Origin of the sequence: Azospirillum soli, assembly GCF_017876165.1 — a bacterium.
Classification (GTDB): Bacteria; Pseudomonadota; Alphaproteobacteria; order Azospirillales; family Azospirillaceae; genus Azospirillum; species Azospirillum soli.
In genome coordinates this window covers 154,131-171,108 of the sequence record NZ_JAGINQ010000005.1, presented here as the reverse complement: position 1 = coordinate 171,108, position 16,978 = coordinate 154,131, and the positions used below count along the sequence as shown (strand labels likewise).

The following is a 16,978-nucleotide window of genomic DNA, read 5'->3' as shown; positions in this document are numbered from 1 at the left end:
AGCCGACCGGAAATTACCCCTCCTTCGGGGCAATCCGATTGGATAGTGCGCAAAGCACTAACGAAGAAACAAGTGCTTATCCATCGGCGCGCGCAATATCACAGCGCCGAAATCCACATTTCAGGAACGATTTTGTCGGCTCGCATACGGCGGCGTGTCGCGTGACTCGCGCCCGACTCACAGGGGGGAGAACTTCCGCAACAACAACTTGATGGAATCGAGCAGACGTTCCCCCAATTTCTTGTGCTGATCCTCGATGTTGGAGACGAGGCGCACTTCAAGATCGGCGATCGCCTGCTTTTGCGCGGCGCTGACGGACGCCAGTTGATCAACCCGCTGCAACAACGCGCGATTTTGAGAGATCAAATGTTCAATGAGGGGTAGCGCCGACTCGGGCTCCGGCAATGCGGACGGCGCATGCACCGACGCCACGGGCGGGCGCGGCGCGGCGATCCGCATCGGCAGGGGGCGGATCGGCAGGGGCTCCAGCGGCGGGCTGGCCGCCTCGGGGCCATCCAGCCAGCGCGCCACGGTCGCGTAGCTGATGTTCAACTCGTCGGAGATGCGGCGGTAGCTCCAGCCCTGGCGGCGCAGGCGTTCGACCAGCGCCCGGCGCTCCTCGCCCTTCAGCCGGCGCCCGGCGCTGGACGGCAGGCGGTCCTTCGAATCGGGCATTCCCGCCACGACCCGCAAGTACCCGGCATCGCCCCGCTCCATGCCCGTCGTTCCCCGCTGTGGCCGCGCTCCGCCCCCGATGCACCGCCACCGGAGGGCGTTCATGGTAACGCGAATTCCCTCAATGGCAAGCCGCCGTGTTGCCCTTGCCTCACACAAGCGAGTCGCCTATCCTTTCACCATCAACGCCAGACCTGCGTCGCACCCCATGCAACACGCCACGAAAAGCTGTTGCGCGGTGTTGCACGTCCTGCGCTTTGCGCATGGCTCATCGATTCGTTTCTACGCGAATCGTTGTGCAGGGCTGCACAATGGGCGTGCACGAACAAAGGTTCGTAAATCGCTGATCCGGCACACGGAAAGAGCGATTTCTTCCATTGTGCAGATTCGCGGACCGGCCAAATCTGCACAACGGTGCACAATCGGCGTCATGCGTCGGCCACATAACCATAAAAGAATTGTGGGTTGATCGTAAGCCGGATTGCCAAGCGGCCCGACATTCGGCATGGTCGCTCTATGCGCGATAGACGCCAAACACAACCGACGGGAGAGTGAGCATGAAGGGCGACCCTCAGGTCATTTCGCATCTCAACAAGATTCTGACGAACGAGCTGACCGCGATCAACCAGTACTTTCTGCACGCCCGCATCCTGAAGAACTGGGGATTGAAGCGGATCGCGCACAAGCTCTACGAAGAATCCATCGACGAGATGAAGCACGCCGACAAGATGATCGAGCGCATCCTGTTCCTTGAGGGCCTTCCCAACCTTCAGGATCTGGGCAAGCTGGCGATCGGCGAGGACGTGCCGGAGATCCTGAACAACGACCTGAAGGTGGAGCACACCGCCCGCGCCGACGTGATCGCCGCCATCACCGTCTGCGAGCAGGTCCGCGACTACGAATCCCGCGAGATCCTGGAGGATCTGCTGGAGGACACCGAAGAGCACATCGACTGGATCGAAACCCAGCTCGACCTGATCCAGCGCGTGGGCCTGACCGCCTACCAGCAGGAGCAGATTTACGGCGACAGCTGATTGAAAAAGCCCCTCTCCCACGATTGGGAGAGGGGCTTCCTGTTTATCCCGCGTTCGGGAAATCGTTCAGCAGACGCTCGACGATCGGCCCGACGCCGAAACGGATCGGGTCGGTCGCCGGCAGATCGTGGGCCTTGGCCGCCGCCTCCAGACAGGCCCGCGCCTCGTCCTCCCCATAAGCCTGCGTGTTGATGGAAATGCCGACCGGCCGGATGTCCGGGTTGGTCAGCCGCCCGCAGCGCAACGTCAGGTCGATCACCTCCGCGATGGACGGCAGCGGATGCTGAACGCCGCGCATGCGGGTGCGGGTCGGCTCATGGCAGACCACGACGGCGTCCGGCTGGGCGCCGTGCAGCAGGCCCAGCGACACCCCGGCGAAGGACGGGTGGAACAGCGACCCCTGCCCCTCGATCAGGTCCCAATGGTTGGGTTCCGCCGCCGGGGACAGCCACTCCACCGCACCGGAGATGAAGTCGGCCACAACCGCGTCGATGGCCACACCCCGGCCGGAGATGAACACCCCCGTCTGCCCGGTGGCGCGGAAATCGGCGTCGAGGCCGCGGGCGCGCATTTCCCGCTCCAGGGCGAGCGCGGTGTATTTCTTGCCGACCGAACAGTCGGTCCCGACGGTCAGCAGCCGCCGCCCCGGCCGCTTGGTTCCCTTGCCCGTGGCGAAGCGCTGGTCGGAATGGCGGGCGTTGAACAGCTGCCGGCCATGATTCACGGCCGCCTCGCGGATGGCCGGGACGCTCTCCAGCCGGGTGTGCAGGCCGCTGGCGACATCCATGCCGGCGGCGATGGCCTGGACGATGACCTCGGTCCAATGCTCCGGCAGCACGCCCCCGGCGTTCGCCACGCCGATGAGGAAGGTCCGGGCGCCGCGCGCCGTGGCCTCCTCGATCGTCAGGTCCCCGATGCCCAGATCGGCCTTGCAGCCCGGCAGGCGGAGCTGGCCCAGGCACCAGTCCGGCCGCCAATCGACGATGCCCTGCGCCGTCTTCGCGGCCAGCTGGTCCGGAACGTCGCCGAGGAACATGAGGTAGGGATGAGCGATGTCCATAAGGTGAATCCTCTCAAGCGGCTCGGGTCGCCGCGACCTGCCGGACCAGCACCGGCACGATCAACGCCAGACCGATCAGGGACGAATACAGTTCCGGCGCCACCAGCAGCACGGCGGCGAGACCGAGCAGCAGCCGCTCCCACCCCTGCGTGCGGGTCAGGAGCCAGCCGGTCAGGGCGGCACCCAGGCAGGTGATGCCGATGATGCAGCCGACGAAGGCGATGATGAAGTCCGTCCAGGTGAAGCCCGGCACCACCAGCAGCAACGAGGGCGAGAAGACGAAGACGAAAGGCACCAGCGCCTTGCCCAACCCCAGCCGGAAGGCGGTGTTGCCGGTCTTGAACGGGTCGGCTCCGGCCATGCCGGCGGCGGCGTAGGCGGCGAGCGCCACCGGTGGCGTGATGTCCGCCAGCACGCCGTAATAGAAGACGAAGAAATGCGCGACGATCGGCGCCACCCCCAGCAGACCCAGCGCCGGGGCGGCGATGGTCGCCATGATGATGTAGTTGGCCGTGGTCGGGATGCCGCAGCCCATGAGGATGCAGACCACGCCGGTCATGACCAGCGTGAACAGCAGGGTCAGTCCCTTGGCGTCGGCGAGCCAGGCCGGCAGCACCGCCCCCACCCAGGACGCCATGTCCGCCGCCGTTGAGGTGACGATGTAGGAGATCTTGAAGCCCACGCCGGTCAGGGTAACGACGCCGACGATGATGCCCACCGTCGCCGCCGCCGCGCCCACGGCCAGCGCGTACTTGGCCCCGTCCCGCAGGCCGTCCAGCACCTCCCGCACGCTCATGCGCTTGCGCGGGTTCAGCAAGCCGACCGCGATGCACAGGGTGATGCCCCAGAAGGCCGCCAGATAAGGAGTGTAGCCGGCGATCAGAACGCCGATCAGCACGACCAGCGGGATGACCGTCGGCCAGTCGCGCCGGAAGGCGGCCTTCAGGTCGGGCATCTCGTCCGGGCGCAGGCCGCGTAGGCCGTTGCGCTTGGCCTCGAAATGCACCTGCACCAGCACTCCGAAGAAATGCATGAAGGCCGGCACGATGGCCGCCAGGATGATGGTGGTGTAGGGCAGGCCCAGGAACTCGATCATCAGAAAGGCAGCGGCGCCCATGATCGGCGGCGTGATCTGCCCGCCGGTCGAGGCCGTGGACTCCACAGCCGCCGCGAAGTGCCGCTTGTAGCCCAGCCGGATCATCGCCGGGATGGTCAGCGACCCCACCGTCACCGTGTTGGCGACCGACGAGCCGGAGATCATGCCGAACAGGGCCGAGCCGAAGATCGCGACCTTCGCCGGACCACCGGCGAAGCGCCCCGCCACCCAAGCCGCGCAGTCCAAGAACAGCTGCCCCAGCCCGATCCGGGTGGCGAAGACGCCGAACAGGACGAAGTGGAACACATAGGTCGCCACCACCCCCAGCGCGATGCCGTAGACGCCCTGCGTGGTCAGGTAGAGGTGGTCGATCAGCTGCGCGGGCGTGGCGCCGGGATGCTGCAACAGCCCCGGCATCGACGGTCCCCAGATCGCGTAGCTCATGAAGATCAGCGCGATGATCGGCAATGGCCAGCCGACCGACCGCCGCGTCGCTTCCAGCAGCACGAGGATCAGCGTGCCGCCCAGGATCACGTCGGTGGTCGTCGGGTTGCCGACCCGGAAGGCCAAATCGTCCAGCGGGATCAGCGGCACGTGCAGCACCGCCGCCACCGCCCCGGCGGCCAGCAGCCAGTCGAGCCAGCCGATGCCGAGCGGCCGCAGCAGGCTGCCCTCCGCCGGCCGGTCGTAACCGCGCCGCGTGAAGGGAAAGACGAGGAAAACCAGCCCCAGCACGAAGGCCAGGTGGATGCCGCGATGGACCATCTCCGACAGAAGGCCGAATCCGGCCGTGTAGTAATGGAACAGCGACAGCGCGATCAGCAGCCCGCCGACCAGCCGCGCGGCGAGCGGAGCCAGGGGCCGGAAGCGGATCTCGGAATCGAACTTTTCTTCCAGCTCCCGCGCCTTGGCCTCGTCCAGTTCCAGGGTGGCCGGGTCGATGGAAGCCTGGTTGGCGGCAGGGCCGGAGGTCGGCTGCGGGTTGCGCAACGCGTCGGTCATGGATGCACCCGAATCGAAATGCCCCTGCTCCCGCCCATGGCGGAAGCAGGGGATAAGGCCGTTGGCCGCTTACTTCAGGACGCCTTTTTCGCGATAGAACTTCTCGGCCCCCGGATGCAGCGGGATGCCGAGACCGCTCGTCGCCGTGTCCAGCTTGATCAGCTTGCCCTTGGCGTGGCCGGCGTCCAGCGCCGCGCGGGCGTTGTCGCTCCACAGCGCCTTGACGATGTTGTAGACCAGATCATCCGGTTGCTTGGCGCTGGTGATCCACTGCGCGTTGACCGAGATGGTCTGGGTCTCGCCCACGTCCTTGTAGGTGCCGGTCGGGACGGTGTCCTTGGCGAAGAACTGATACTGGCCCAGCAGCTTGTCCACCTCCGGCCCGCTGATCGGAACCAGCGAGATGCCGCTGGAGGTGGCGAGTTCGGAAATGGCGCCGGTCGGGTAGCCGCCGACGAAGAAGAAGGCGTCCAGCGCCCCGTCGCGCAGCCGGTCGCCGGCCGGTCCCGGCTTCAGATACTCGGCCTTCACGTCCTTCTCGGTCAGGCCGAAGGCGCCCAGCACGATGCGGGCGTCCACCAGCGTGCCCGAGCCCGGCTCGTCCAGCGAGACGCGCTTGCCCTTCAGGTCGGCGACCGACTTGATGTTGGCGTCCTTGCGGGCGACGAGATGGATGGTCTCCGGATACAGCGTCGCGATGGCGCGCAGGTTCTCGACCTTGCCCTTGCCCTCGAACAGGCCCGTGCCGGTGTAGGCCCAATAGGCGACGTCAGACTGCGAGAAGCCCGACTCCGACGCCCCGCCGTTGATGGCGTTGATGTTGGCGACGGAACCGTTGGAGGCAACCGCCGTCGCGACGAGGCCCGGAACGCCGCCGTTGGCGCCGGAGATGACGTTGGCGATCAGACCGCCGACCGGATAATAGGTGCCCGCGGTGCCGCCGGTCCCGATGCGGAAGAACGCCGGCGTCTGCGCCACGGCCAGCGTCGCACCGACGGCGACCGCCCCGATGACCGCACCCAACGCCATTCGGCGGGTTATCGACATGAAGCTCACGACCCTCTCCCTTATTATTTGGTGTCGTAACCAAATCATGAGGGTATGGAAGCAGATTGTCGACAGCTATGGTTGGTTAAGAAGCACCGCCCTCACCACAGCAGCACGAGGATCTGCGGAGCCAGGAACCGGCCGGCAGGCCGGAGATCGAGGCGTTGCGCGTCGGCATGCGCAAACCCCGAGAACCCGAGTTGCAAAGGTGACGAGGCGCGTTCCTTTGACTTGCAACAGGAGCTTGGCTATGCCTTTGCGATGGCATTTTGGAGGCTCGGCCTATGCGATCGGGAGTAGCGTTCTGGTGCGCCATGCTGATGGCGACGGTTTCGGGCACGGCGCTGGCGCAACGCGTCGAGCCGGTGGCGATTGACGGCCTGAAGGCCGAGCGCGAGCAGGGCTGGAGCGGCACCCGCAGCGTCGATTCCGACGGCCGGCTGGCGCGTTGCACCGTCGCCCGGACCTCCGCCGACGGCGGCGTCCTGAAGCTCTCCCAGGACCGGACCCGTGCTCTGTCGCTCAGCGCCACGCACCCGAGATGGACGCTGCCCGCCGATGGAGGCAAGGCCACGGTTCGCGCGTCCATCGACCGGGGCTACGGCCCGCCGGTCGAAGCGCCCGTGGTCGCCGGTGACGGCGTCGTCCTCGACCTGTCCAAGGGCGCCGAACTGATCGAAGGCCTGCGCGCCGGCCGCGAGCTGTACCTGAGGGTGGACTCCGCGAAGGCCGCCTTCCCACTGGGCGGCATCCGCAAAGCGCTGTCCGCCCTCTCCGCCTGCGTGGATGCGGCCCTGGCTGCCGAAGCTGCCGCACCCCCGCCGCTGGCTGTTGCTCCGGCGCCGGAACCGACACCTGCTCCGGCGGCGCCCCCTGTGGCGGAGCCCGCGCCGGCTTCAGCCCCCGCTCCTGAACCCACTCCGGTTCCGCCCCCGGCGGCTTCGGCTCCCGCGACTCCGGAACCGGCACCGGCCGCTGAACCGGCCGCCACCACGCCGCCAACGGACGCTCCGCCCGCATCCGATCCCGCAGCTCCCGCCACAGTCCCGGCCACCCAGGAAGCCGCGCCGGCTCCAGCACCTGTGGATGCTCCGCCTGCGGAAACGCCCCCGGCAGCACCGGCGGTTCCGGACGCTCCCGCCACCGAAGCGGCGCCGCCCGCGCCCGAGGCCCCTCCAGCACCGGCGGCTGAGCCGGCACCGGCTTCCGAACCGGCGCCCGCTCCGGCGGAGCCGCCGACTGCACCGGAGGCGGCACCCGCCCCGGCTTCGGACACGGCTCCCGACGCTCCGGCGTCACCTCCGGCGGCCACGGAAGCCAAGTAGAGGGCTTTGATTCCGCACCCTGCATTCCGCCCATGAAAAAAGCCCGTGATGCTCAGGGCATCACGGGCTTTTTCGTCCTCGGAACCGCCGTTCAGTGCATGAGGAGGCGGGGAAGCCAGAGGGAGAAGGCGGGAACGTAGGTGACCAGCAGCAAGGTGGCGAACAGAGCGCCGTAGAAGGGCGTGATCGACCGCATCACCTCGCCCACCGACACCTCGCCGATGGCGCAGCCGATGAACTGCGTGGTGCCGACCGGCGGCGTGTTCAGGCCCAGCGCACAGTTGACCAGCATCACGATGCCGAACTGCACCGGGTCCATGCCGTACTGCATGGCGATCGGCAGGAAGATCGGCGTGCAGATCAGGATCGTGCTCGCCATGTCCATGAAGGTGCCGAGCAGGAACAGGATGATGTTGATCAGCAGGAAGATGACCAGCGGGTTCGTGGACACGCCGGCCAGCAGCTCGCCGGTCAGGTCGGCCACCGAATAGAGGCCCATGATGTACTGGAACATCGTGGACACGCCGATCAGCAGCAGCACGACGCCCGTCGTCTTCACCGTCTTGGCGGCGGCGGCCACGAAATGGTCCCAGCTCAGCGTGCGGTAGACGAAGGTGGTCAGCAGCAGCGCGTAGATCACCGCGATGGACGCCGACTCGGTCGCCGTGAACACGCCCGACAGGATGCCCGTCAGGATGATCGCCACGATCAGCAGACCCGGTGCCGCCGCGGCCAGCGAGCGCCATACGATGTCCCAGCCCGGGAACGAACCCGCCGGGTAGCCGCGCTTCACGGCCACGAAATAGGCAGCGCCCAGGTTGCAGAGCATCAGCAGCAGCGCCGGCACCAGCCCGGCGGCGATCAGCGCGCCGACAGACGCCTTGCCGCCCGCGGCCAGCGCGTAGATGATCATGTTGTGGCTGGTCGGCATCAGCGCGCCGACCAGGGCGGCGTGGGTGGTGACGTTGACCGCGTAGTCGGCGTGGTAGCCTTCCCGCTTCATCATCGGGATCATCACCGCGCCCATCGCCGACACGTCGGCCACCGGCGAGCCCGCGACGCCGCCGAACAGCGTGCAGGCGACCACGTTGGACATACCGAGACCGCCCCGGACATGCCCCACCATGTTCTTGGCGGCGCGGACGATCTTGTCGGCGACGCCGCCGTGCAGCATCAGCTCGCCGCTGAAGACGAAGAAGGGAATGGCCAGGAACGAGAAGATGTTCATCCCCGACATCATCTGCTGGAAGATGACGGCGACGGGCAGGCCTTCGTACAGGATGGTGCACAGCGCCGACAGGCCGATGGCGAAGGCGACCGGCACGCCGAGGATGAGGAAGCCGAAGAAGGTGACGGCGAGGATGGTCAGTTCCATGACGGCTCCACTTCCTCGCCGCGGACGAGGGCGACGATGTGCTCAATGGAGAACAGGACGGTCAGCACGCCCGAAAGGACGAGCGGAACGTAGCGGACGGCTTCGGAAACGTGCAGGTTGGGGATGTAGTAGGGGGCGACCGAACTGCCGAGCAGCCAGCCGTTGTAGGCCATCCCGGCACCGAAGCTGCCAACCAGCAGGTAGATGATGATCTCAAGCTTGTGGCGGGCCGCGTCGGGCAGCATCACCAGCAGGGATTCCAGGCCGATGTGCCCGGCGTCTCGAACGCCGATGGCGGCGCCGATCAGGGTGACGTAGAGAACCAGAACGATGGCCAGGCTCTCCGCCCAGGTCGGCGAGTCGTTGAGCACGTAGCGCCCGAACACCTGGTAGAAGACGACCGCAACGATCGTCATCAGGCCGATCATCGCCACGATCATTCCGACGCGCGCCAAGGCCCGGTTCATCCGCGTCAACCAGCCGGCGCTGCGCGGCGGGCTGACGTCCATTGCTTGCAATTCGATATCCATGAGGACCGTTCCCCGGGCCGGCGCGGCGCCGCGACAGGGCGGGCCGCGCCATCCCGCGCGTTATTTGGTTGCCTGGATCCGCTGGACGAGACCTTGCAGCTTCGGCGTGTTGGCGAACTTGTCGTAAACCGGCTTCATCGCGTCGATGAATTCCTGCTTGTTCGCCACCTCGACGATCTGCGCGCCGCCCTTGAGCACGATGTCCTTGGACTTCATCTCGCGCTCGTCCCACAGCTTGCGCATGTAGGCGACGGAGTCCTTGGCGGCCTTGCGGATCAGCGTCTGGTCGTCCTTCGACAGGCGGTCCCAGACGACCTTGGAAAAGACCAGAACCTCCGGCGCCATCGCATGCTCGGTCAGCGTGAAGTACTTCGCGGCCTCGAAATGGCGGGACGATTCATAGGACGGGTAGTTGTTTTCGGCCGCGTCCACGATGCCGGTCTTCAGCGCGGTGTAGACCTCGCCGAAAGGCATCGGCGTGGCGTTGGCGCCCAGCGCCTGGATCATCGCCACAAAGAGATCCGACTGCTGCACGCGGATCTTGGCGCCCTTGATGTCGGCCAGCGTCTTGTACGGCTTGGCGACCGAGTACATGGAGCGCGAACCGCTGTCGTAGAAGGCCAGACCGACCATGCCCTGGCTTTCCATCGCGGCCAGGATCTCATCGCCGATGGGGCCGTCCAGCACGGTGCGCATGTGCTCGGTCGAACGGAAAATAAAGGGGAGCGCCGTGACCATCGTCTCCGGAACGACGTTGTTCAGCGGAGCGACGTTGATGCGCATCATCTCCAGCCCGCCGATCTTGAGCTGTTCGATGGTGTCCTTTTCGTTGCCCAGCGCGCCGTTGGGGAAAACCTTGATGCCGAGGCGGCCGTTGGTCTGCTCGGAAAGCTGCTTGCCGACGAAGCGGACCGCTTCCACGGTCGGGTAGTCGGTGGGGTGGATGTCGGCCGAGCGGAAGTCCCGCGCCGCCGCCGGCGAGGCGATCATCGCGCACGCGGCGCATGCCGCCAGGAGCATGGAGCGGGTGCGGCCAATGGTAAGCTTCATTGGGTTGTCCTCCGGTTATCTTTGTAAGCGAGGATATTAATATATCAGTCCGAAACGCAAGCTCAAAATCATGGGGAAGCCAGAATCTTGAAGGGGCAAGCGATCGCGCTGAAGACGCCGGAGGATGCCGCGTCGGGCGCTGGCCGCTTCAGATCCTGCGCCCCTCGTAGGATTGGAAATCGGTGGGTTGCGGCGTATAGCCGCCGGTGAACAGGGGCGAGGCGACGAGCAGATCGGCGGTCGCTTCGTTGCAGGCCATGGGGACGTTGTAGAGGGTCGCCAGACGGGTCAGCGCCTTCACGTCCACGTCGTGCGGCTGCGAGGTCATCGGATCAACGAAGAACACCAACAGGTCCAGCCGCCCTTCGGCGATCATCGCGCCGATCTGCTGGTCACCGCCGAGCGGGCCGCTCTTCAGCATGGTGACGTCCAGACGCGGATGCGACTCCGCGACCAGCCGTCCGGTCGTTCCGGTCGCCCAAAAGGCGTGGCCAGCCAGCGGCGCGATGTTGGCCCCGATCCAGTCGATCAGAGCCCTCTTGCGGGCGTCATGAGCGACGAGGGCGATTCGCTTTTGTTCCATTTTGCCTGTCCTTTGCGATATATCAGATCCAGTGGGTCGGTTTTAACCAACAAAGCGATGGAGCCGGTGGTGGCGAAGAAGATGGGGACCCCAAACCCGGACAAGGGCCCGGATGGGGATGCGGGAGCCGCCAAACGGAGCCGGCGGCGCGTTGCGGCACCGGCTCCGGTGAGCCGTCCGGCAGCGCGCGCGGCGACGGTGTCGGCGACCATCCACCGCGACCTGCGCGCGGCCATCGTGTCGCTGCGCCGCAAGCCCGGCGAGCCGATCGCCGAGAAGCTGATCGCCCAGGATTACGGGGTCAGCCGCACGCCGGTGCGCGAGGCCATCCTGAAGCTGGCCGACGAGGGGCTGGTCGAGATCTTCCCGCAGTCGGGCACCTTCGTCGCGCGCATCCCGCTCGGCGCCCTGCCGGAAGCCTTCGCCATCCGCAAGGCGCTGGAGGAGGCGACCGTGCGCTACGCCGCCGCGCGCGCCACGCGCAGCCAGATCGCGCTGCTGCGCGCCAACCTGGAACTGCAGCGCGAGCGCGCCGCGGCCGGCGACTTCGAGGGCTTCCACCTGGCCGACGAGGCGTTCCACGCGCTGGTCGCCGAGGCCGCCGGCTACCCCGGCTTCTGGGCCTTGACGCAGCAGGTCAAGGTGCAGATCGACCGCTTCCGCCGGCTGACCCTGCCGGTGATGGGGCGCATGCCGGTGGTCATCGCCGAGCATGAGGCCATCCTCGACGCCATCGCGGCGCACGACCCGGCCGCCGCCGCCCGCGCCCTCGACAGCCACCTCGACGACCTCCAGGTCACCATCGCCGACGCGCAAAAGGCCAACCCCCTCTACTTCACAACCCCAGAGGGCACGGAGGCCGTGCCGGCCTGAGCGGGCCACGCGCCCATCAGGCGACACCGAAACGGTATTCGATGCGGCCCGAAAACCACTGGCCGGGCCGCAGCACCGTGGAGGGGAAGTCCGGCACATTGACCGCGTTCGGAAAATGCGACGGCTCCAGGCAGAAGGCGCTGTGCTTGGTGTAGAGCGTGTCGCCCTTGCCGAGGTCGCGCGGGGCTTTGCCTTCCAGGAAATTGCCCGTGTAGACCTGAACGCCGGGCTCGCTGGACCAGACCTCCAGCGAACGGCCGCTGCCCGGATGCAGGACGCGGGCATGGAAGCCAAACTGCCGCGCCGGCTTGTCCACGACATAGTGCAGGTCGTAACCGTTGCCGAGTTTCAGCCAAGGGTCGTCAAAGCCGATCCGCGCGCCGAAGGACGTTGGTGTGCGGAAATCCTGCGGCGTGCCGGCCACGTCGATCATGACGCCGGTCGGCACACCGGTTTCGCTCAGCGCCAGGAACCGTGCGCCGTTGACCGTCGCCACATGGTCGAGGATGGAGGAACCGGCGTCGCCCGACAGGTTGAAAAAGGTGTGGTCGGTGAAGTTGGCGACGGTCATCTTGTCGGCGGCCACGGCGTCCCAGGAAATCGACAGGGCGTTGTCGTCGGACAGGGCGTAAACGAGACGGACCGGCAAGGTGCCGGGGAACCCTTCCTCCCCGTCCTGAAAGACGTAGGAAAGCTCCAGCCTTGACTTGTCCAACTGGCGGGCGTCGAAGACGCGGAAGCGGGAACCGCGCTTCCCGCCGTGCAGGGTGTTGGGTGGGGCGTTCACCTCGGTCCGGTGCTCCACCCCGTCCAGCGTGAAGCGGCCCCGGTCGATGCGCCCGCAGTACCGCCCGATGAAGGAGCCCATGGAGGGCTGGCCGTTCATCGCCCGCTCGATGGTATCATAGCCCTGCACCACGTCGCCGAGGGCGCCGTCCCGGTCGGGGACCAGAATCTGCTCGATCTTCGCGCCGTAATTGGTGATCCGAACCACCATCCCGTTGCGGTTCCGCAGGGTGAACAGATCGACGGGCTTGCCGTCCACGGTGGTCTGGAAAGCCTCGCGAGCGAGATCGCTGTAGGTCGGCATCGGCCCTATCCCCTTCCTGAAAGCGCGTCGGCTAAGGAATGGATATTAATATATCAGTTTAGCGCGCCGATTGTAAACCGGGGAATGGGAATTGACGGGTCTCAGGCCGAACCGTCGAAGCTCGGCATCCGCCAGGGGCCGCCCAGGTCAATGTCGCGTAGGAGCAGCACCAACTCGTCCCGCGACCGGGTCACCGCCGTGTAAAGCCACCGCCAGCGGTGTTCCCGGAAGGCGAATGAGTCGTCCAGCACGGTGACCGACGGAAACTCCGATCCCTGGGCGGCGTGGCAGGTGATCAACCACGCCCAGTCGAACTGCTGGATGTCCTTGTCCACGCGCTGCTGGGTGGTGTCGCCGCTGTAGTGGGCCTGGAACATCCAGGGATGGACCATCACCTTTCCGCGCGGCCGAACTTCGTCCTCCATATGGACGCCCAGCGACCAGAGGTCGGCGTGACGGCCGCGCCCTTCGACCGCCGGCCGGGTCAGCGTGCCGATCATGCCGTTGAACAGGCCCTCTTCCTTCTGGTTGCGGCGGCAGATCACCCGCTCGCCCGCCTGGGGCATCGGCGATTCATGGCCGCTCGCCGCGCGGATGCGCCGGGTGAAGGCGGTGCGCACACGGTGGGTGCCGCAGATCGCCTGGGTCGCCCCGCGCAGCACCAGTTTCTCCGTCGCCCGGTTCAGCGGCAGGACATGGGCGTTGCCGGCCGACCCGAAGCGCCGGGGCAGCTCCTGCCGGCGCAGCAGGTGAGCCAGCCGGATCACCGGGCTTTCCTTGGCCGTGCGGTGCGGCTCGACCAGCCGGAAGTCCGGCTGGCCGCTGGTGAACATGCCTTGGCCAGACACCGGCGGCAGCTGGTAGTCGTCCGCAATCACCAGGATCTTCTTGCCGGAGCGGATCAGATCGTTGGCAACGTCGTCGCCGACCATGGAGCCCTCGTCGCAGACGATCAGGTCGGCCTCGGCGAAGGCACCCTCGGCGCGGCGTGCAAAGAACAGCTCGCCCGTGTCGTCGTCCTGGCGCGGGGCGTAGAGCAGCGAATGCAGCGTCGCCGCCTTCTCGATCCCCTTGCGGCGCAGCACCTGCGCGGCCTTGCCCGTGGGGGCGCCGACCACGAAATTGGTCAGGTTGCAGCGTTCCTGAAGATGCTCCAACGCAAAGGCGGTGGTCTTGGTCTTGCCCGTCCCGGCCTCCCCCGCCAGCCAGAAGACCTGCGGCGAATCCGGGTTTGCGTACCACGCGTCAATGGCCTGAATGGCGCGGTACTGCTCATCGGTGGGGGAACCGGAGGCAACGGGTTTGGAAGGCGGCAGGATGGACATGGTGGGCTCCGAAGGACGGCGCGCAGATTACCCCTTGCCGCCGCCCTTCGGAAACCCCGCGTGCTCACCATCACCAGCCGCGCGGCCATGCATACCCCTGAGGTTGACGCCATGGATCGCGGGGCCATTGCGGACGCTGGGAGTAGCCCCATTCCCGCCGGGCTTCCCGGCGCTGTTCGATCTCTCGGCCCAGGCGGACGCAGGCCCGGCGGTTGCCCCAGTCGCAGGCCTCCCGCAATTCATGCATGAAGGAGCGATCACGCTCCCACGGCCCATGAGCCTGCACGGAAACGGGAACGCACGTCATGAACAGCACGGCAACGGCCCCCAGCGTTCGGATACGCATCGCATCGCTCCAGAAAAGCCTTGCGACCGACGAACGCCGCCGTTCCGGACTTTATTCCGTGCACAACATCATCATGTCTTCGGAAACAGCGGGCCGAGCGCGTCGAGAACACCGTTCAGCAGGATCTGGACACCGACGCAAAGCAGCAGAAATGCGAACAGCCGGGTGAGCGTGCGGGCGCGCGTCTTGCCGAGCAGCGCAACCAGCCGGTCGGCGGACCGGTAGGACAGCCAGATCAGCACGGCGATGGCGAGCGCCGCCGTGGACAGGCCGAGAAAGAACTCTTCCAAAGCGGCGGGATTGGCCGGACGGGTCGCGCCCAGCGCGATGCAGACGGAAATCGTGCCGGGGCCCGTCGTGAAGGGAATGGTCAGGGGAAAGAAGGCGGATTCCTCGATGTTCTCCGCCGGGGCGGCCTGTTCCTGCTTTCGGGCCTCCTGGACTTCGGGGGCGGTCAGGAGCACCCACGCCCGTTCCGCGACGACGAAGCCGCCGGCGATGCGCAGGGCCGCCAGGGAAATTCCGAAGAAATTCAGGACATAGCTGCCGGCCCAGAGCGCCGTCAGCATCACCAGGGCGGAATAGACTCCGACCAGCTTGGCGAGTTGGGCGCGCTCCTTCGGGCTGCGATCGGCGGTGACCTGACTGAAGATCAAGGCCATGGCGATCGGGTTGACGATGGAAAACAGCGCCGTGAACGCGAGCAGAAAGCTGTCGAGCATGCGGGGCCATCGTCCAACGGCAAGGGCGAATGCCGTGGTACACGCACATCACCGTGTTGGCAAGGCGTGCCGAGGTGTTGCCCCGCCTCCCCGCTCCCGTCCTGCCCAATCGCTTTGCGGAACGGCGAACCTTCCTTACAGTGGCCGCACGCAACGAAGGTTCGGTTTAAAGGAGCGAAGGGTTATGGCGCAGATTGGTTTGGTGCTCGGCCGCTTTCATCGCAAGGAAGCGGAGGAGATGCAGGCGGAAGCGCGCGACACGGCGGCGCGCCTGGGTCTGCAGGTCGTCGCCGAGACGTGGGTTCCGGGCTCCATGGAAACGCCGCTGGCGGTGAAGCGGCTGCTGCTGCGCCCCGACATCGCCGGCGTCGCCACGTTGGGCATCATCGAGCGGGGCGAGACCGAACATGGTCTGGTCATGGGCCATGCGGTGATCAAGAGCCTGATCGACCTCCAGCTTGAGTTCCTGAAGCCGGTCGGCGTCGGCATTCTGGGGCCTGGCATCCATCCCTCGCAGATCCCCAGCCGCGTGCGCCCCTACGCGGCGGCGGCGGTCGAGGCGATCGCGGCAATGCTGGCGGAGTGATCCGCCAGCGTCCCAGTCGAACCAGCGTCCCAGTCGAAGAGGTCACGCCGCGCCATCAGCCGTCACAATGTGATTTGGGAAAAGGCCGGGACCGCGCCGTTTCCCCGATCCATGATGGGCGTGACCATCGACCGGCATGCCATGCGGCCGGCTGACCGCCGGAACCCGCCTAAAACCCTGTTGTCAGGACCATGCGGAAACGAGCCTTGCCGCTCATCATCCGTTCATAGGCTTCGGCGGCGCGTTCGAGCGGCGTGGTCTCGATCATCGGGCGCACGCCGGTCAGCGCGCTGAACGACATGGTGTCGAAGGAGTCCATCGCCGTCCCCGACGGCCAGCCGAGGATTGAGCGCCGACCGGAGATCAACTGGAAGGGCGTGACCTCGATGGGGTCGGCCGTGGCGCCGACGATCACCATCTTCCCATCGATATCGAGCCCGTCAATCACGGCCGTCATGGCCTTGGAACTGGTGGCGGTGGCGAGGATCATGCGGGCGCCGCCCAGCTTGGTCAGTTCCTCCGCGGGATTTTGCGCCTGACTGTCGATGTAGCGATGGGCGCCCAACTGACGGGCGAGCGGTTCCTTGTCGGTGCCCCGCGCGATGGCGACGGTGTGGAAGCCCATCTTCACCGCGAACTGCACGCCGAGGTGCCCCAGCCCGCCGATGCCCAGAACACCGACCACGTCGCCCGGCCGGGCGCCGCTGTTGCGCAGCGCGTTGAAGGTGGTGATGCCGGCGCACAGCAGCGGCGCGGCGTCCGCCGACGACAGATCCTCCGGCACCAGGGCCAGGGCTTCGGACGGGGCGACCATATAGTCGGCATAGCCGCCGTCGTAATTGACGCCGGGCGTCAGCGCATAGCGGCAGGTGATGAAGTCGCCGCGACGGCACCGGTCGCAGTGGCCGCAATGGCCGCCATGCCAGCCGACCCCAACGCGCTGCCCAACCGTCCAGTGCTCGGCCCCCGCCCCCACCGCATCGACCAGACCGACCACCTCGTGCCCCGGCACGCGCGGGTACTGGATGTGGGGGAAGCTGCCCTCCACGGTGAAGGCGTCGCTGTGGCAGATGCCGCAGGCCTGGACCTTGATGCGCACCTGACCGGGGCCGGGTTCGGGAATGTCGCGCTCGACCAGTTCGAGCGCGCCTTTGGGCTTGGCGACCTGCACGGCGCGCATTTTGGCCATCTCTGAGCCTCCGGTGATTGTGTGGCGACGCGGGATCGGGACCTTCCGCCATCAACCGCCCGGCCCCCCT

Annotated in this window: 16 protein-coding genes; 4 read left to right on the top strand and 12 right to left on the bottom strand. The window is 66.7% G+C overall.

Annotation, left to right across the window (positions count from 1 at the left end):
- Window positions 1–177: 177 nt before the first annotated feature.
- Window positions 178–675 (bottom strand): helix-turn-helix domain-containing protein, encoded by a 498-nt coding sequence (locus J2852_RS10465; RefSeq protein ID WP_246499474.1) that lies wholly within the window; start codon window positions 673–675, stop codon window positions 178–180.
- Window positions 676–1,232: 557 nt separating this feature from the next.
- On the opposite strand from J2852_RS10465, the gene bfr reads away from it, so the two are divergent.
- Window positions 1,233–1,709: a bacterioferritin gene (gene bfr / locus J2852_RS10460; protein ID WP_209874965.1), complete on the top strand. Its 477-nt coding sequence runs from the start codon at window positions 1,233–1,235 to the stop codon at window positions 1,707–1,709.
- Window positions 1,710–1,752: 43 nt separating this feature from the next.
- Here the strand turns inward: bfr and dgcN are convergent, their stop codons facing one another.
- The 3 genes from dgcN to J2852_RS10445 all read right to left on the bottom strand — a co-directional run bounded on the left by dgcN (window position 1,753) and on the right by J2852_RS10445 (window position 5,914).
- Window positions 1,753–2,769 (bottom strand): N-acetyltransferase DgcN, encoded by a 1,017-nt coding sequence (gene dgcN / locus J2852_RS10455; protein ID WP_209874962.1) that lies wholly within the window; start codon window positions 2,767–2,769, stop codon window positions 1,753–1,755.
- Window positions 2,770–2,782: 13 nt separating this feature from the next.
- The gene (locus tag J2852_RS10450; protein WP_209874960.1) at window positions 2,783–4,867 is read right to left on the bottom strand and encodes a TRAP transporter permease; all 2,085 of its coding nucleotides are present in this window, start codon (window positions 4,865–4,867) and stop codon (window positions 2,783–2,785) included.
- A gap of 69 nt (window positions 4,868–4,936) precedes the next feature.
- The gene (locus tag J2852_RS10445) at window positions 4,937–5,914 is read right to left on the bottom strand and encodes a TAXI family TRAP transporter solute-binding subunit (RefSeq protein ID WP_246499498.1); all 978 of its coding nucleotides are present in this window, start codon (window positions 5,912–5,914) and stop codon (window positions 4,937–4,939) included.
- A 284-nt stretch (window positions 5,915–6,198) separates the two neighbouring features.
- Here J2852_RS10445 and J2852_RS10440 point away from each other — a divergent pair, with 284 nt between their 5' ends.
- Window positions 6,199–7,239 carry a hypothetical protein gene (locus tag J2852_RS10440; protein ID WP_209874953.1) on the top strand — a complete coding sequence of 347 codons (1,041 nt, stop codon included), beginning with the start codon at window positions 6,199–6,201 and terminating at the stop codon, window positions 7,237–7,239.
- Window positions 7,240–7,330: 91 nt separating this feature from the next.
- Here J2852_RS10440 and J2852_RS10435 read toward each other — a convergent pair whose 3' ends face one another.
- The 4 genes from J2852_RS10435 to J2852_RS10420 form a co-directional block, all read right to left on the bottom strand.
- Window positions 7,331–8,614: a TRAP transporter large permease gene (locus J2852_RS10435; protein WP_209874949.1), complete on the bottom strand. Its 1,284-nt coding sequence runs from the start codon at window positions 8,612–8,614 to the stop codon at window positions 7,331–7,333.
- Window positions 8,605–9,144 carry a TRAP transporter small permease gene (locus J2852_RS10430; protein ID WP_209874947.1) on the bottom strand — a complete coding sequence of 180 codons (540 nt, stop codon included), beginning with the start codon at window positions 9,142–9,144 and terminating at the stop codon, window positions 8,605–8,607. Before J2852_RS10430 ends, J2852_RS10435 begins: the two co-directional genes overlap by 10 nt.
- Before the next feature lie 60 nt (window positions 9,145–9,204).
- The gene (locus tag J2852_RS10425; protein ID WP_209874944.1) at window positions 9,205–10,194 is read right to left on the bottom strand and encodes a TRAP transporter substrate-binding protein; all 990 of its coding nucleotides are present in this window, start codon (window positions 10,192–10,194) and stop codon (window positions 9,205–9,207) included.
- Between the two features lie 148 nt (window positions 10,195–10,342).
- The gene (locus J2852_RS10420; RefSeq protein ID WP_209874941.1) at window positions 10,343–10,777 is read right to left on the bottom strand and encodes a methylglyoxal synthase; all 435 of its coding nucleotides are present in this window, start codon (window positions 10,775–10,777) and stop codon (window positions 10,343–10,345) included.
- Between the two features lie 57 nt (window positions 10,778–10,834).
- Between J2852_RS10420 and J2852_RS10415 the strand changes: the two genes are divergently transcribed.
- The gene (locus tag J2852_RS10415) at window positions 10,835–11,650 is read left to right on the top strand and encodes a GntR family transcriptional regulator (RefSeq protein WP_209874937.1); all 816 of its coding nucleotides are present in this window, start codon (window positions 10,835–10,837) and stop codon (window positions 11,648–11,650) included.
- 16 nt (window positions 11,651–11,666) lie between these two features.
- Here J2852_RS10415 and J2852_RS10410 read toward each other — a convergent pair whose 3' ends face one another.
- The 3 genes from J2852_RS10410 to J2852_RS10400 form a co-directional block, all read right to left on the bottom strand.
- Entirely contained in the window at window positions 11,667–12,740 is a 1,074-nt protein-coding gene (locus J2852_RS10410) for an aldose epimerase family protein (protein ID WP_209874934.1), read from the bottom strand.
- A 101-nt stretch (window positions 12,741–12,841) separates the two neighbouring features.
- Window positions 12,842–14,065 carry an ATP-dependent DNA helicase gene (locus tag J2852_RS10405; protein WP_209874931.1) on the bottom strand — a complete coding sequence of 408 codons (1,224 nt, stop codon included), beginning with the start codon at window positions 14,063–14,065 and terminating at the stop codon, window positions 12,842–12,844.
- Between the two features lie 417 nt (window positions 14,066–14,482).
- A complete protein-coding gene (locus J2852_RS10400) occupies window positions 14,483–15,133 on the bottom strand; it encodes a MarC family protein (protein WP_209874928.1) in 651 nt (216 codons plus the stop codon).
- A gap of 184 nt (window positions 15,134–15,317) precedes the next feature.
- Here J2852_RS10400 and J2852_RS10395 point away from each other — a divergent pair, with 184 nt between their 5' ends.
- The gene (locus tag J2852_RS10395; RefSeq protein ID WP_209874925.1) at window positions 15,318–15,719 is read left to right on the top strand and encodes a 6,7-dimethyl-8-ribityllumazine synthase; all 402 of its coding nucleotides are present in this window, start codon (window positions 15,318–15,320) and stop codon (window positions 15,717–15,719) included.
- Window positions 15,720–15,888: 169 nt separating this feature from the next.
- Here the strand turns inward: J2852_RS10395 and J2852_RS10390 are convergent, their stop codons facing one another.
- Window positions 15,889–16,908, bottom strand: a complete 1,020-nt coding sequence (locus J2852_RS10390; RefSeq protein ID WP_209874922.1) for an alcohol dehydrogenase — start codon at window positions 16,906–16,908, stop codon at window positions 15,889–15,891.
- Window positions 16,909–16,978 lie beyond the last annotated feature (70 nt).

Coding starts and splice junctions, on each gene's coding strand:
- J2852_RS10445 (WP_246499498.1), bottom strand. CDS start 5,914: ATGTCGATAACCCGCCGAATGGCGTTGGGTGCGGTCATCGGGGCGGTC.
- dgcN (WP_209874962.1), bottom strand. CDS start 2,769: ATGGACATCGCTCATCCCTACCTCATGTTCCTCGGCGACGTTCCGGAC.
- J2852_RS10395 (WP_209874925.1), top strand. CDS start 15,318: ATGGCGCAGATTGGTTTGGTGCTCGGCCGCTTTCATCGCAAGGAAGCG.
- J2852_RS10420 (WP_209874941.1), bottom strand. CDS start 10,777: ATGGAACAAAAGCGAATCGCCCTCGTCGCTCATGACGCCCGCAAGAGG.
- J2852_RS10435 (WP_209874949.1), bottom strand. CDS start 8,614: ATGGAACTGACCATCCTCGCCGTCACCTTCTTCGGCTTCCTCATCCTC.
- bfr (WP_209874965.1), top strand. CDS start 1,233: ATGAAGGGCGACCCTCAGGTCATTTCGCATCTCAACAAGATTCTGACG.
- J2852_RS10405 (WP_209874931.1), bottom strand. CDS start 14,065: ATGTCCATCCTGCCGCCTTCCAAACCCGTTGCCTCCGGTTCCCCCACC.
- J2852_RS10410 (WP_209874934.1), bottom strand. CDS start 12,740: ATGCCGACCTACAGCGATCTCGCTCGCGAGGCTTTCCAGACCACCGTG.
- J2852_RS10430 (WP_209874947.1), bottom strand. CDS start 9,144: ATGGATATCGAATTGCAAGCAATGGACGTCAGCCCGCCGCGCAGCGCC.
- J2852_RS10450 (WP_209874960.1), bottom strand. CDS start 4,867: ATGACCGACGCGTTGCGCAACCCGCAGCCGACCTCCGGCCCTGCCGCC.
- J2852_RS10415 (WP_209874937.1), top strand. CDS start 10,835: ATGGAGCCGGTGGTGGCGAAGAAGATGGGGACCCCAAACCCGGACAAG.
- J2852_RS10465 (WP_246499474.1), bottom strand. CDS start 675: ATGCCCGATTCGAAGGACCGCCTGCCGTCCAGCGCCGGGCGCCGGCTG.
- J2852_RS10425 (WP_209874944.1), bottom strand. CDS start 10,194: ATGAAGCTTACCATTGGCCGCACCCGCTCCATGCTCCTGGCGGCATGC.
- J2852_RS10390 (WP_209874922.1), bottom strand. CDS start 16,908: ATGGCCAAAATGCGCGCCGTGCAGGTCGCCAAGCCCAAAGGCGCGCTC.
- J2852_RS10400 (WP_209874928.1), bottom strand. CDS start 15,133: ATGCTCGACAGCTTTCTGCTCGCGTTCACGGCGCTGTTTTCCATCGTC.
- J2852_RS10440 (WP_209874953.1), top strand. CDS start 6,199: ATGCGATCGGGAGTAGCGTTCTGGTGCGCCATGCTGATGGCGACGGTT.